Here is a 14,668-nt window from a genome sequence, read left to right as displayed (position 1 = left end):
TCACCTCCTACATAAACATGTGATACCAAATCATTTGAACAGATGCCTCGGGTATGCCACCTTCAAACATCAATGAGTTTTTCCCCGGTTCTAAATGAACAAAGTCACCGAGTTTGCTAAACATATAGTTTTCAGCGCCTGTTTCCTTCATGAATTCAGCTGGAAATGTTGTTGACATGAAATACTGTTCGTACTCCGGTGTGCTTTTCACCACGTAATATCTTTTCGCATCGACAACGAGCAAGTCATCTGATTCAGTCGCGATGTTTATTGTCATCGTCTCCCCGTTTGTTCGGTTCGTAATACGAGGATTAATGACCTTACCTTTGATAACCAATCGCAAAGGCGTTCGCATGTAAGCATAGTTGTGAAAACCGACATACTGCTTTGTGTATAGCCAATCAAAAGATGTCGGATTGTCGTACATGAGTCCTGAATCGTACTGTAGACCTGTGTCATATTCATAAGTGCCCGCTGGGTCAAATGCTGTGATCTCTGCATAAGCATATGGATCATAAGCCTTTAATGGCAACGTGAATTCTCCCGATTTCATTGTCGTATATACGGTTGACATGTTCCCTGAATAACGGACGAAATAAAACTTATCAGGTTCATATCTCAAAGTTAATTTGAGCGTCTTGGGTTTACCGCCAGAATCAAATAAATGGGCTGTGACAGCGCGAACAGCCTTTCTCAATCCGCTTGGTGATTTATCTAATAATTTGCAAGGCAAATTGAAAGGAAGGGGTCCCAAGTCAGCACCAAAATCCCATGCACCTGGCATCCCTGGTATTTCAAGTGTATCATCACGCGTTTCAGGACCAGGGTGTTCATAGTCTTGGGAAAGTATGAGTCCCAATTCATCAAATGTTTTATCACCAATGATGTTTTTCATTCAATCACCCTCGTTCTTTGAGCATCTGTTCTAGTTGTTCAGCGTCATATCTTACTGTTTTCCTAGATATGACTTCGCCATCGAGTGGTATTTCAAAATGAAACTCATATACGCCGCCTTTACTACCGTCAGCAGCAGGGTTATATTTTTTAGGAACAACTGCTTCACCTTCGTGTAAATAAGCCATTCCTTCATCTTCAACGTAGTTCGTCCCTCGCTTAAGCTTAGGAATGTTAGGTAGGTTAGGGAAATCAATCGAACCACCACCGGACCCCCCTAAACCAGGAACCCATTCAGGAACAGAAGGAAGGTCGATGCTGATACTACTAATCGCATTCAACATGCCATTGATAGCACCAATCACACCATTTATTGCGCCTTTAATCGTACCGACAATGCCATCCCAAATGCTTGATGTAGTGCTTGAAATACTGTTCCAAACACCCTCGATGGTGTCTTTGATGCCATGAAATACGCTTGATGCTGTCGATGATATGCCGTCCCAAAGCCCCGAAATGAATGACTTTATGTGATTCCAAACGCTTTTTATTGTCCCCCATATAGAATCCCAGACACTGCTAAGAATCATAGCGATGCCTGGGAAAATACTCGAAGCCATATCTTTTATGCCATTCCATGCTGACGTTATAAAAAGTTTAATAAGATTCCAAACGACTTTAATTGTCGATAATATTCCGTTCCATGTTTTCACCAAGAATGCTGCCAGTTGTAGCAAAATGGTCTGAATCGTTTGTACTAACAAATTCCATAAGAGTTTCCCCATGGCTACAACCGTGTCCCAGTTATTTATCAATTTAATGCCAGCTGCCACCAGTCCGACTATACCTGCAACAACCCCAGCTATAATCCCGATTAAAGGACCTAGACCTATGGCAGCAACCGCCGATGCTATAGCTCCGAAAACCGTGACAAGGGAACCGATAATAACAAGCAAAGGTCCAGCTACAGCAACTATTCCAGCGATGACACCGACTACCTTTTGTGCAGTCGGACTTAAATCATTAAACCATTCAACCAATTTTGATATTTGTTCATTTATTTTTGTGACAATAGGGGTTAAAGTATCACCCAAGTCACCCATTGCCAACATAAATTTTGTTGCACTTTTTTTAGACTCAACTAATTCCTCGTTGTTTTCTTTGTATTTCTTATTGGCTTCAGAAAGATTTTTATTTGCTAATGTTTTCAATACGTAGTTTTGCTCGTCACCTTGTTTTTTGGCTTCTTTTAGCCCCTTTGAAAACTTTTCTGCATTGATCCCTACACGCCCTAGCATTTCCTCGAATTGACCTGTAGCTTCACCTGTTGCTAACGTCTCCTGCAGACTCTCAGCTAAGTTTTCAAACTTTAAGGTTTCCGGAAATTTTAATACCGCACCACTCAACGCATCGACTGCTTGCGCCATGCCTTGTTTATCAAACCCGGTCGCAAGCAGGTTAGAAAGTCCTTCAACACTTTCGTCGGTGCCGTCTGATGCAGCAGATAAATCCATCAACGAATCTCTAATTTCATCTGCACTCATTCCGGCATTTTCCGCGTTTTGTTCTAACTTGGATAAGCTTGTACGGAAGTCTTCAGTTCCTTCAGTAACGGCGTACATACCACCAATAATAGGTGCAGTGAAAGAAGCACTCATGGTGCTACCGGCGCTTTTTGCTTTGTTGCCGAAACCCTTCATTTTCTCACCGGCGTCATCCAGCTTTTTACTGAATTTATCGGTTTTTCTTTGGGATGATTGCAACTGATCTTCAAAGTGTTCCAGCTTGCTTTCTGTTTCAGCTACTTCACGCTGAAAAGCTCTATATTGATCAACGCCGATATCACCATTTTCAAATTGCCGTTGAACGTCTTTTTGAGCATCTTTCAATTTTTTAAGCTTGTCCGATGTATTTTCGACTTGTTCACCTAAAAGCTTTTGCTGTTGCTCCAATAGTTCGGTATTACCTGGGTTAAATTTGAGCAGCTTTTCAACGTCTTTAAGTTCATCTTGAAGATCACGAGAACGTTTATTGACGCTCTTAAGTGCTTTATCCAAACCTTTGGTTGAACCATCGATTTCTATACTAATACCTTTTATTCGTTTAGCTATTTTAATCACCTACCTTTAAAGGTATAAAAAAAGCACCCTTAATTGGATGCTTCAACTTCGTAATATGACCACTTTAGTTTTGTGCCATCTGCCAATTTGCCAACGTGTTTTCTTTTCCCTCTACAAGCTAATGAAATTTTACAAGGTGTTTTTATTCCATATCTTTTTCCGGCTTCTTGCATGGTGTCAAAAACTTCTTCAGTAGTTAAGCAAATAACCTTTTTTGCTCTTGGATTATGTTTCCCTTTATGTCTATTAAACGAATAATCATTATTCGGATCATAGTCATCTTCATAAACCCATACAGAATATTCGCCGTTAGGTAGCTTTCCTGCTGATTTAATTTCACCTTTGCAACAACTTGATACAGTACTTTGCGAAAGGCCATATTTTTTAGCGCCTTTTGTTGCTGAATCAAAAATCTCACCAGTATTTGTGCAAACAACCCTTTTACGTTCATACAGCCCTTTAATTTCTTTTTCTTTGTACGTTTTACCCTTTTCATAATAAGCGAATTGAATCGGATTTCCATTCGTGTATTTACCAGCGCTTTTGTATATACCTTTACAACACTTATAAATGGCGTTTATGTCAATTTTAAATTTTTTAGATGCGTCATATAATGTTTCGAATATTTCACCAGTCGTTACACAAATAATTTCCCTTGCGTTATAATTGTTTTTACCTCTTCTTTTGTTGGCAGCCTCTTTTAATTTATTTGCAATTTCTGGTCTTTTGAATGCTTCTTTAGTTGCTTTAGAAACTTTTGCTTTCGTGTATGAACTATGTGTCTTATTCTTATTACCGCCACTTTCCAGATTATAAGAACCTGTCGTTTTTCTATGATGCGCAATCCATTCAATTTCTTTTTTATCCAATTCATCAATGGATATTTCTTCTATAACGGAAAACAAAAAATTATCTTTCCCATACTTATTCCATGCTCTTTGAAGATGATCATTATTATGTTCGTTCCTCAATAACGCTCTTTTATGCGCTGATGTTCTAGTTTCAAATCCCACTACTGTCTGTCCAACGTAAACCATGCCATTTACTAGATTTTCAATTTTATAGATTACGCCTTTCATCACCCTCACCTCTATTAATATTATACCATAGCAAGAGGTGAGGTTTTGTATCAAAAAGCATCAAAATCAGCTTGTGTAGCTCGTCTTGATTTTGCTTTCTTTTCTTTTTCAGGCTTGTTTTGCTCGACGTATTCGTGGAAATAATCTATACACATGCCGATTGTCATCGTTTCTAAATCATCGTGATCAAGATTGGTTTGTTTACATGAATATAAAAAAGAGTCAGTAGTGATTGGCTCACTATCTGACTCTCCACTGTCGCTACCTATTTTTTTTTACTGTCTTGCAAAGACGCCGTTATGAGTTCTTGCAATTCAGTGAGAATATTGACCAGAGGGAACACATCAAACTTATCTAGCCATTCCAACGGTTCTGGTATATTTGGATCAGCCGTCTTTGCTAACACCCAACAGATATTATAAAAGACTTCCATATCTAAACTTTTTATCTCTTCATAAGTAGGTTGGGTTTTCTTTTTTTGGATCTTGGCTAACTCTTGCATTTTCATTAAATCCGTAAAAAAATCACTATTAAATTGCTTTTTATATCGAAGGGGAGTAGACCCTTTTGATTCAAACTTAACCTGTTTATCATCAATCGTAATTGTTTTTTCCATCTAATCAGCCCCCTTAAGATGTTGTGGTTGTTCCTGGTTCATACACAGACTCAAACCAAGAGCTGTATATGCTATCGGTTGTGTCGGCTGTTGTTGATACTTTCACAGCACGGTCTTCTTCTCTTGCTGACGCGATGAAGGACAATTCAGTTGTAGACGGCTCAACGCTATCTGTTTTTGTGCTAGAACCCACATTAGGACGGGAAGCAGAGCAATTATACAGCAAATGCCGTGTTGCTTTTTGATCCCCATCAAATTCAAACATGAGCGCGAAATTTTTCGGCTTTGCGTCTTGCTTCTCGATCAGGACACTGTCGTTACTGTCTAATTCCTCGCCTAGTACATCTTGTCTGAACTCATCGGTAACTTTAGCGATAGTTAATGTTCCGTCATAACCTTGGTTGTTTGAAGCCGAATAGTATAACATGTCGTCAGCATAAAATTCAGCAGGATCACCGCGTGTTTCTAATGAAAGTTCTGTGCTCCCCTTCAAAGGTTTGGGGGTTCCATATGTCAATTCACCCGTTGATTCATCTTCGGAAATAACGGCATAGTGAGCGTTTTTTAATCCAAATACCACTTTGTTTTCGGCCATTTATATCACTCCAATTTCATAAACTTTTTGGAATAGCCTTTCGCTATCAATAAAAGTTTCAGTTGATTCATAGGGAATATCATTTTGAACAAGTAAATCCTCAATCGCTTTTTCAGCTTGCAAATCCTTATAATTCGTATATAACTCAACTCGAACATTGTCGATTTTTTGATAGACATGATTATCGGCTATCATGTTTGAAGAACCGGTTACTAGATATGTGATGTAAGGAGGCGTGACTTCATCATCGAAATGCGAATAAGACACCGGATATTCCGTGGCATCAAGTAATGTTTTTAATTCGCCTAGCGTCATCCCCTAATCACCTTCTCTGCACGATCTACATATTCTTCAATTGCCTGTTCTTCCGCTTCTTCTATGTGCGGGTAGGCTTGGACGCGCCCGCCACCACGCTTTGCGTGACCATATTCAAGCAAATGAGTAAGTTGGTAATCCGTTTTGTTATGAACAACATAGCCATTACCAACCTTTTTCGCACGCCATCCTTTTGCATAATCACCGCCCCCTTTATAGTCACCCACAGGGCTTGTCCGCTTCAAGGTTTTGGCTGTCTCTTTAGCGACCTCTTTTTTAGCTTCATCCAAACCCTCGGTGACTTCATTTGTATATTCAGACAAGGCCTTTGCTATCTCTTTTGCAAAATCATCCATTGCCAACATCCTTTTCACAAGTGATGCGCATTTTTTCACCGGACGTTGATCCACGAATGATATGATACGTGGTTCCTTCATGCCGCAGTAGATCTTCACCTTGATATTCAAACGAATAAATTTCAAATTCCTTTTCAGGTTTCAATCCTTGCGCAGACGCGTTGTAAAACTCGGATTGACTGATACTATACTGATTGGCATATACCATCCGTTCATTATAATTTCCGGTCGGGATTTTCTGCCCCAATTCATCCTCACGTGTTTCAGGAATCAAAAAATAGATCACATCATTGTGTCGCATTATAATCACCCGCCAAGGATAGGTGCTGTTTAAGCATCTTATATGATTGTTCAAACCGTTCAGCATCGGGGTTGTCATAGCCGAAATTAGCCTTACAATAAACAGTTATTGCACGTTTAATCAGCGCATCAGTATCATCGTTGGCTTTTTCAGAAGAAACCCCAGACTGAATCAGATCAATCCGGGCCGCTTCAATTAAATCTTGTACTTCATCATCAAAAGCTGTCATTGATGAACTAATACGTAATGCCTGTTTAATATCATTAAGCATCGTTATTCAACGCCTTTTCAGCTTCTTGTGCTTCATCCTTGCCTTGCACTTTTTCACCGTCTGAGAGTTCGTACCATCCACCGCCGACGTGTTTAGGGTATTGGGTAGTTTGTTTTGACCCTTCAAGAAACCCCCTATCAACTAAAAAGGCGACGCGCTTATAATCATCAGATTTAAACGTGTCGCCCACATTATATATATCCATTGTATTTTTATCCCGGAAACGCCTTGTTACTTCAGGCATTTATTTCACCTCTTATGCCGTTGTCGTTCTTTGAATCAAAGCAAACGCTTTGTCCGTAAGTACGTCGCCATCAACAATCGAGTAGCTCATATAATCGGTGTAACGTGCCTTAACATGATCTTCGCGATAAATTGTCGCGTTCTCATTCACATTGAGAGCGTAACCACGACGGACACTACCAAACAGAATTGCATTGTCTGGAACGCTGTCCTCTTCCTTGACTGTGATACCAAAAATACGACCAACACCACCACTATTTACATCCGGAACAAACAATGGACGGCCATCATTGTCCTTTAATTGTGCTAGCTCGTTCCAGATAACTGTGTTTTTAGCATAAATAGAAGCGCCGGATTTATATACAGATTTAATCAGACCCATAGCTTGTGCTAATTTATCATAAGTCAATGGATCCGGCGTAGATGCCTCGGGATCATAAGTGATAACTTGCGGTGTACCGCTTGCGCCTTCAAGCGTTGTGATAATGCCAGTAGGTTGTGGCTTAAATGTATCACCGGATGCAGGTTTTCCTTTACCACTAACAATCCCTTTTGCAAGAGCCGCGCCCATTTTTTCAGATAACAAGCCAGTGATATAAGAAATAAATGCGTTGATGGACATTTTACGCAACTTCCAACTAATCGGGATTGATTTGGCTAGTTCGCAACCTGTTAGATTGAGTTCGCCAAGGTCAAAATCACCGTCAGAAACTGTCGTTGTCTCATCGTACCAATCGGCATCAGATCCACTGTCTGTCTCTTTTATGATCGTCAAATCACCAGGAACAAATGTCATACGAGCGTCACCAAGGATTGGATACAATTCACCGGCTTCTTCCCAAATGCTATTACGTACGGTTTCTGGAATAACAACCGCATGCTCCTGCATGGTTTGCGTCTCATTGCGAATCTCGGTGTTGGTTTTATCAAAAACAGAACGCTCATCATCAGACAAAGACATCCCCATCATGTCTTTAGCCCATGCATTTTTGTACACTTCTTTCTCATCAGTTGGTTGTTTTGTTTGGGTATTATCAAGTCGTTGTCCACCCGGAACATCGACTGATTGATCCGCAATGTTTGTTGCTTGTTCATTGCCCTTTAAAGCTTTCAAATTAGCATTTGCTTTCTTAGCATCTTCCCACTTATTATCAAGATCCTCGATCTCTTGCATTTTCGCATTTGCTTCATCCGTTTTACCCTCAGCAATTAGATTTTCAGCAGCTTTCATTAGTTCGCTTCGCTGATTCAGGTATTGTTCTTTAGTCAACATTCTCATCATCCTTCCTAAGTTTTAATAGATTTAATTTTGCATTTAAAATATCCGACTGATTTCCTTGTGAACTATCATCACTCGGATTAGCCGGATAAAAGGTGTCTTTCATATTTCTAACTTTGTTGATCACTTCATCGGGTAACATGGACATTTGATTGAAACTAGCCGCAAAGTTAGATTGATTATCTTGGAACATCACTTCGTCAATCAAATTTTTATCCAATGCTTGATCGGGCGTGAGCCACGTTTCCTTATCCATCATAGATAATAATGTTTGATCGTCCAAACCGCTTTTTTCCTTATAGGCATTAGCGATTGTTTGGTCTACATTAGACAAAACATCAGTGATATGTTGCATATCGTTACGATCGCCAGCGTGTATAACTGAAGCGTTGTGAATCATCATTTGAGATGTTGGAGACATAGCCAATTTATTTCCAGCCATAGCAATGACGGAAGCAGCACTAGCAGCTAATCCAACTACATTGACAGTGACATTCCCTTTGTGTCTTCGCAAAGCAGTATAAATCTCTGAACCATCAAAAACTGAACCGCCGCCGGAGTTAATTTCAACTTCAATGTCATCTCCGTTGGCATCGTCCAGTCCATCTTGTACATTTCGAGGACTTGTTGCTTCAATATCGAAAAGATCATATATCCATTGAACATTGTTCGATACGATCGGTCCTTTGACATTAATCTTTTTCATTCATTCACCCCCTTTCAAATCATTCATCGGAAGGACGAGTGTCCAAACGCCTTATCGACTGATCGCCGTTCTCGATAGGAGCGAGATTGAGTGTTTCACGCCATTCGTTTGGCGTTAGCGCACCGCGGTCAACCATTTCTCTGAGACTCAATTTTGTTTTCATGCTAGCAAATGTTAAATTAGAAGCTTCAAAAACAATTTTGTTGCCATGTCCTCGCTCCCTCCGTGAAAATAGTTTTCTCGTAAACTCGTTACTCATCTGTACAACCACTGGTTCAACCGATGATTCGTAATAACTTATCCATTCATCCTCGGTGTAACTACCTTGGATGATTTTTCTGTTCGTATTGAAAAAAGAAAAAAGACGATCAATCGTATTGGTCATCTGTTTATCATTCGGAACATAATCTTTTGGATCAACTTGTTGTGCATCAAACTTTGCGTCAGTAGCAGCTGCGCCAACTGAGTCATTGTTTTTATCTACCTTTAGGAAATCATCAACAAATTGTTTTGTTTGTTTATTCATATCCTCAGGACGTAATGTTTGATTAAACTTCAAAAGCCATTTGATAACATTTGAGTTTTTAATTGCCTTCACAATACCCTGGTCTGTGGTATTAACTATTTCCATAAGTGAAGATAATGCTTCCCCGGGAGAGTCACCGAACAGTTCGTTTTCATTAAAGTCTTTACGTAAATGGATAACATCCGTATAACGAAATGTGGCTACTTTACCATTCTGTAAGCTAAATCGAAGATACAAGCGACCGTTATTATTCAAAATAGCCTCAGTTCCAACAGCATTAATTGGATAAATTTCCATCGGCATATTATTGTCATCACGAGCAATATAAGCAAATGCATTGTTGTTCAACTCTAAATGAATGGCTAGTTTTTCTTGTAATTGTTGCCCTGTCATATATGGATTAGGTTCTTCTAAAAGAAACCGCATGTAAGGTTCAGGATTTACCAGTGTACTGTCTTGAGCTTTACGAATATGTTTGCCAACCGCCTTGCCAACAGCCTGTGATTTGGGCCGAATAGCAGATCGGACAATATCAGAGTGATATAATCTACCGTTCCATGCATAAAATCCGTTTCCTTCATCCGTAATCATTTGATACTTGGACACTTTTACATTCCTGTTTTTAAAGCGATCGAACAATCCCAAATAACCACCCCCTTTTAGATCAAATTAACGTAATCTTGATTCTTGTCTTGATAAATCACATAAGCATTAAGCATGGCAGCAGTACCGTCAATACGTTTCTTTTGTTGCTTTCCTTTTGCTGGCTGAATGTTGTCATTTTTATCAACTTCAACTGAAGTATTAGAGAGACACCATTTCGTGATTTGGTTGTTTCCGTAATTAATCCGTTTAGACTCTAGATCAGCTCCCAATGACTTCATTGGTCCTGACAATGTCTTTTTACCTTGGATGACTGGAATCATGCCATCCTTACCAAAGTTATTTTGCATATCCTCTACAAAATATTGAGCAGACCAACTGTCATATCCAATCCATGGAAGGAACAAATCATATTCATTTTGCAATTCTAAGAACCAATCAACCACAAATTTATAATGCACCTTGTTGCCGGGTGTGGTTCGCAAATATCCTTGTTCTTTCCAAGTATCATACGGGACGTTATCTTCAGCTACTCTTTTGTCCAACAAATCTTCAGGCAACCAATACATGTGCTTAAAATAAATCGTTTCATCATCCGGAATTTGGAACAACGCGCACGCAGACGTTAAGTCTGTTGTAGCTGACAGGTCAACGCCGCCAATACCGTATTTCGGTTCTAATTGTTTAATATCGAAAGTCGCTGTATTATCCAGCTGTTCAAACGTTAACCACGCTTCACTTGCGGTCTCACGAATATTAAAATCCTTTGTCAGTAAGTTTTTAACCAACAAAGGATTTGCTTTTGCCTTATTCACTTTACGTTCTAACTCGTCTAATTTTTTGATGGTTCCTAATCCGGGATTGGCTTTTTTCCAAGCCTTTGGATCTGTCCATTCGCTCCGATTGTCTAACTCATAAATGATTGGCAAAACATGTTCATCTTTATAACCGTTGGGGTCGTCATAACCGTTTATGATCTGTTCGGCTTCATCGTACTTAACATCAAATATACCTTCACGAACAGTACCAGCAGTGGTAGTGATAATCGACAAAGGTTGTTCCCTAGCGCTCATACCATCAACAATAACGTCATAAAGGTTTTTGTCCTCAATAGCGTGTAGTTCATCAATAAGCGAGCAATGAATGTTCAAACCATCTAGTGTGTTTGATTCACTTGATAGTGGTCGATAACTGCCGTCATTGAAATCAGATAGCAATTCACCAACTAATGAACGGATCCTTTTACGTAACATCGGCGATTTTTTAACCATCCGCTTAGATTCCAGCCACACAATTTTAGCTTGATCTTTTTTGGTTGCTGCACTCACAATTTCAGGACCTGGTTCTCCATCTGCCATTTGCATGTATAAGGCAACAGCAGATCCCCAAGCAGACTTGCCATTTTTACGGGCGACGATAAGTATGAATTCGCGATATTTCCGAGTACCCTCTATTTCATGAACAAACCCAAACAACGCAGCAGTCATGGCCTTTTGCCATAATTCTAATTTAAAAGGCTTACCACCCATTTTACCTTTAGAGTGTTTGCAAAACTTCTCAACAAAATCAATCGCGTGATTAGCCCGTTCTTCTGAATACTCATAAACGGATTCTTTATCATGCATGTCATTAACCAGTTTCTTAAAAACCCGTCTAATCTTATTACTGACGATTTCTTCACCGGATTCAATCTTGTTCCAATACTCAATAATCGGATTCATCGTTTATTCACGAACGAGTCAAACTCATCCTCATCCTCAATAGGCTCTTCTTTCGGCAAGAGGTTAAACAATTTATCATAAGCAGCAGTATATCGGTTAATCATTGTGTTATATGACTTTTGTGCAGGGTTTTCAATATACATTTCTTGGTTTCCTTGCTTGAATAAATAGGTCGGTCCTTTACGTTTGATATCATCTTCTAAGATCTGAAGCGTAATCGTCATAAAAGCGACCCGTTCAATCAATCTCTTTGCAACTTTTTGTTTTTCCTCAGAAATGTCTTCAAGTATTTCCTCTAATTTTTCAATTTCCGTAGCAATCATTTCATCTTGTTTCTTCGCGCTTAATTTAGCCATTCTTGCCTAACCCCCCCTTATGTGAAAATGGCCTGCGTATTACACAAAAGTCCACCCATCGGTCTCCATAACCCTTGCCCATCTTTTGGAAATGGGGGGGCTATGCATATTCCCATCTATATCCTTTGTGGGTTTTTGCTCTCCCTGTTAAGCAATTTCTAATTGCTGATGCATTATAACCATTCTTACCAGCTTCAAGTGTTGAATTAAATTCAATTCTTTCTTCTTCTTTAATACCGATTACCCTTTTACTTAGCTTTTCACCAACCCTTAAATGCTTGCCATTGTGAGTGTTGTTTTCTTTAGCGTCAGTCCAATATAAATTAACAACAACGTTATTCTTTTTGTTATCATCATTGTGTCCTACGTGAGGAAGGAGATCAGGATTGGGTATAAACGCCGAAGCCACGAGCCTGTTAACCCTAAATAATCTTGACTCATTATCCTTGCACAAACTGACCATTAAGTAATCCCCTCTTGTCTTAGATTGCTTAAGGATACCTCCGCTCTTCTTAGCAAATCCTCTTCCGTTCCATACCGTTCCCGGCAACCTCTTAACTCTCCCTTTATTACTCACTTGATAAAACCCTTCATATCCTTCAATGTCTTTCCATATTTCCACGAATATCAATCCTTTTTAATCAATTCGCCGTTAATGTTGAATGTTACATCGTTTCTCGTAATTCCATTAGAACCGTGATGTATGACGTTGTGGCACCATTGACAGACCAGTTCTAAATTATTATGATTCAACGCAATGTCTGGATCACTAATGTTATCTGGATTCAACCAAATGACGTGGTGAACAATCTTTCCTGGTGATCCACATCGCTCACATAATCCATGCTGAGACACAAAATAAGCGTCACGACATTGTCGCCACGCTTTACCTTTATAGAATTTTTTCGCGTATGGTTTCATGTTTATCACCAAATAAAAAAGCACCCCGTTAAGGATGCTTTACTTCAGTCTTTATCTTCCCATTCTTTCGTTTTCGGATTGTAAACCTTTTTTCCTCTGGTTGCGATTAGATCAATTAATTCAGCGCGTTCCTCGGTACTCAATTGATGTCCAGATGATAGCCAATCCTTAGTCAATCTAAACATCCCTTTAACTGATAACCCTATTCTATAATCAGCAGTTCCAATAACAGGGCTAATATCAGTTTTTCCATTCATCCCAACATCATAATGTGCTCTTTCAGCTTTGTTATAGTTGGATAATTCATCATTAGTCCAATCAACCATATCATCCCCTCCTACTTCGCAATTCGGCAAAAGGAGACAAAAGTCCTGCATAAAAAAGACGCGCCCGTAACGGACACGTCCTTATCACTTTTCATCTATTAACATCATAACACCTTATATACGGAACAACCTGCCAACATCTTGCCATAATCCTGCCATTTTTCTGCCATTAGTCTGTCAGTCGTTATTCTTTAGCCTTTTATTAGGATTTACGATCGAACCGACCTTATAATTTTCATAATCAGGATGAGTGATCTTTTCCCACCAAAATAGTATTCTTAATTCATCAGGCAAATTATCATCTATTTCTTTCACTAACTTGGTACAGACAATAACGGCATCTCGAACTTCACCAGTATTTGTATTTAAAATGGTTTGCAGTAATGATATGTTTTGGGATTTATCATTAAATGCAGAAGGATGAATAAATCTATTCCTTTTATTATTTATTTCCTTATAATCTTTATATAATTTTTTTATTTTATGATTAGAACTAATATCACTGAACTCCAAAAATAATATCCTTTCCACTATTTCTTCATCCTCTATTTTTTTCGCACCAAGAAGATCCTTTGATGCTTGGTTATGCAAAGGATAATTATCATTAGACAAATTGTAAAAAATATAATACAAATAGCACTCTGCAAATGTTACCGCGGCAATCCATGTTGTTCTCATTAATGTACCTAGCTGATATCTTACCAACCGATTAGATTTTGAGTTATATCTTTCAAAATCGTTGATTGGTTGTTTTTCCTCTTCTTGATACAATTCAGCTTTCTCAATCAAGTCATTCCACAAATTCACAACATCACCATACGCAATAAACTCAGGAACTGTAGGAATTAAACCGTCGTTTAAATTAAAATCCAACCAATGGTGTGGTTTGATAACTTGCTCAAATATTTTTTGGACATCCAAAATTTCGGATAACTCACTCGCCTTAAACAATGATGCTTGTTTAGTTTTTATTGATTTGATTCTTTCCCTAAAAAAACGAATACATTTGTCAACTGTTTCATAATCAGTCGGATTATAAAAATGTTTAGCTTTCATACTTTGTTCGACGGTACCTTTAATATCTTGCAAATTAAAATTTGTGAATTCTTTTGGGTTGTCCAAAATCCTCTGCGCAATCAGCGAATTGACCTTTTGGCCATCATTAAGTTGATTACCAAAAATAATATTGATGAAAATAGCCGCAAGAGTGTACCTATAACATTTTTTTGGGATACCACTTAGCCCCTTCATAGTTTTTCCTTTTAATAAATAATCATAGTAATTTATTAAAGCATTAATATCCTCCACAATTTAACACCACCTTGATAAATCAATTATATCATTGTTATTCAATTACCCATATCTTATAAACTGTGTAATTCCTCCAAACGCCAAAACCCTTGTCACACATATTTTCACGCCCGTTCCCTAAAATGAGTT

The 14,668-nt window shown here is 38.7% G+C and carries 19 protein-coding genes; all 19 read right to left on the bottom strand.

Features of this window, described 5'->3' with window-relative positions:
* Positions 1–7: 7 nt before the first annotated feature.
* A complete protein-coding gene (locus tag B9Y89_RS03170) occupies positions 8–895 on the bottom strand; it encodes a phage tail domain-containing protein (RefSeq protein WP_085521430.1) in 888 nt (295 codons plus the stop codon).
* Between the two features lie 4 nt (positions 896–899).
* Positions 900–3,014 (bottom strand): phage tail tape measure protein, encoded by a 2,115-nt coding sequence (locus tag B9Y89_RS03165; protein WP_085521428.1) that lies wholly within the window; start codon positions 3,012–3,014, stop codon positions 900–902.
* Positions 3,015–3,043: 29 nt separating this feature from the next.
* Positions 3,044–4,093: a GIY-YIG nuclease family protein gene (locus tag B9Y89_RS03160; RefSeq protein ID WP_085521426.1), complete on the bottom strand. Its 1,050-nt coding sequence runs from the start codon at positions 4,091–4,093 to the stop codon at positions 3,044–3,046.
* Positions 4,094–4,358: 265 nt separating this feature from the next.
* Positions 4,359–4,709, bottom strand: a complete 351-nt coding sequence (locus B9Y89_RS03155; protein ID WP_085521424.1) for a hypothetical protein — start codon at positions 4,707–4,709, stop codon at positions 4,359–4,361.
* Positions 4,710–4,722: 13 nt separating this feature from the next.
* Positions 4,723–5,304: a major tail protein gene (locus B9Y89_RS03150; protein ID WP_085521422.1), complete on the bottom strand. Its 582-nt coding sequence runs from the start codon at positions 5,302–5,304 to the stop codon at positions 4,723–4,725.
* Positions 5,305–5,619: a hypothetical protein gene (locus tag B9Y89_RS03145; RefSeq protein WP_085521420.1), complete on the bottom strand. Its 315-nt coding sequence runs from the start codon at positions 5,617–5,619 to the stop codon at positions 5,305–5,307.
* On the bottom strand, positions 5,616–5,984 hold the full coding sequence (locus B9Y89_RS03140) for an HK97 gp10 family phage protein (protein ID WP_085521418.1): 369 nt from the start codon (positions 5,982–5,984) through the stop codon (positions 5,616–5,618). Before B9Y89_RS03140 ends, B9Y89_RS03145 begins: the two co-directional genes overlap by 4 nt.
* Positions 5,968–6,276, bottom strand: coding sequence for a phage head closure protein (locus B9Y89_RS03135; RefSeq protein ID WP_176222085.1), 309 nt, complete (start codon positions 6,274–6,276; stop codon positions 5,968–5,970). The genes B9Y89_RS03140 and B9Y89_RS03135 overlap by 17 nt, the downstream gene beginning before the upstream one ends.
* Positions 6,263–6,547 carry a head-tail connector protein gene (locus tag B9Y89_RS03130; RefSeq protein WP_085521414.1) on the bottom strand — a complete coding sequence of 95 codons (285 nt, stop codon included), beginning with the start codon at positions 6,545–6,547 and terminating at the stop codon, positions 6,263–6,265. The genes B9Y89_RS03135 and B9Y89_RS03130 overlap by 14 nt, the downstream gene beginning before the upstream one ends.
* Positions 6,540–6,791 (bottom strand): hypothetical protein, encoded by a 252-nt coding sequence (locus B9Y89_RS03125; RefSeq protein WP_085521412.1) that lies wholly within the window; start codon positions 6,789–6,791, stop codon positions 6,540–6,542. The genes B9Y89_RS03130 and B9Y89_RS03125 overlap by 8 nt, the downstream gene beginning before the upstream one ends.
* Positions 6,792–6,803: 12 nt before the next feature.
* Positions 6,804–8,063 (bottom strand): phage major capsid protein, encoded by a 1,260-nt coding sequence (locus B9Y89_RS03120; RefSeq protein ID WP_217807169.1) that lies wholly within the window; start codon positions 8,061–8,063, stop codon positions 6,804–6,806.
* The gene (locus B9Y89_RS03115) at positions 8,053–8,775 is read right to left on the bottom strand and encodes a head maturation protease, ClpP-related (RefSeq protein WP_085521410.1); all 723 of its coding nucleotides are present in this window, start codon (positions 8,773–8,775) and stop codon (positions 8,053–8,055) included. Before B9Y89_RS03115 ends, B9Y89_RS03120 begins: the two co-directional genes overlap by 11 nt.
* Positions 8,776–8,794: 19 nt before the next feature.
* The gene (locus tag B9Y89_RS03110) at positions 8,795–9,946 is read right to left on the bottom strand and encodes a phage portal protein (protein ID WP_139822688.1); all 1,152 of its coding nucleotides are present in this window, start codon (positions 9,944–9,946) and stop codon (positions 8,795–8,797) included.
* 14 nt (positions 9,947–9,960) lie between these two features.
* The gene (locus tag B9Y89_RS03105; RefSeq protein ID WP_085521408.1) at positions 9,961–11,625 is read right to left on the bottom strand and encodes a terminase large subunit; all 1,665 of its coding nucleotides are present in this window, start codon (positions 11,623–11,625) and stop codon (positions 9,961–9,963) included.
* On the bottom strand, positions 11,622–11,981 hold the full coding sequence (locus tag B9Y89_RS03100; protein ID WP_085521406.1) for a hypothetical protein: 360 nt from the start codon (positions 11,979–11,981) through the stop codon (positions 11,622–11,624). The genes B9Y89_RS03105 and B9Y89_RS03100 overlap by 4 nt, the downstream gene beginning before the upstream one ends.
* A 100-nt stretch (positions 11,982–12,081) precedes the next feature.
* Complete coding sequence (locus B9Y89_RS03095; RefSeq protein ID WP_176222084.1) at positions 12,082–12,603, bottom strand: NUMOD4 domain-containing protein; 522 nt, start codon at positions 12,601–12,603, stop codon at positions 12,082–12,084.
* Positions 12,604–12,608: 5 nt separating this feature from the next.
* The gene (locus B9Y89_RS03090; protein WP_085521402.1) at positions 12,609–12,902 is read right to left on the bottom strand and encodes an HNH endonuclease; all 294 of its coding nucleotides are present in this window, start codon (positions 12,900–12,902) and stop codon (positions 12,609–12,611) included.
* Between the two features lie 44 nt (positions 12,903–12,946).
* Positions 12,947–13,228: a hypothetical protein gene (locus B9Y89_RS03085; RefSeq protein ID WP_085521401.1), complete on the bottom strand. Its 282-nt coding sequence runs from the start codon at positions 13,226–13,228 to the stop codon at positions 12,947–12,949.
* A 177-nt stretch (positions 13,229–13,405) separates the two neighbouring features.
* Positions 13,406–14,536, bottom strand: a complete 1,131-nt coding sequence (locus tag B9Y89_RS03080; RefSeq protein ID WP_085521400.1) for a hypothetical protein — start codon at positions 14,534–14,536, stop codon at positions 13,406–13,408.
* Between the last annotated feature and the right edge of the window lie 132 nt (positions 14,537–14,668).

It is taken from the genome of Tuberibacillus sp. Marseille-P3662, from assembly GCF_900178005.1.
Taxonomy (GTDB): Bacteria; Bacillota; Bacilli; order Bacillales; family Sporolactobacillaceae; genus Marseille-P3662.
This window is presented reverse-complemented; position numbering and strand designations above follow the sequence as displayed.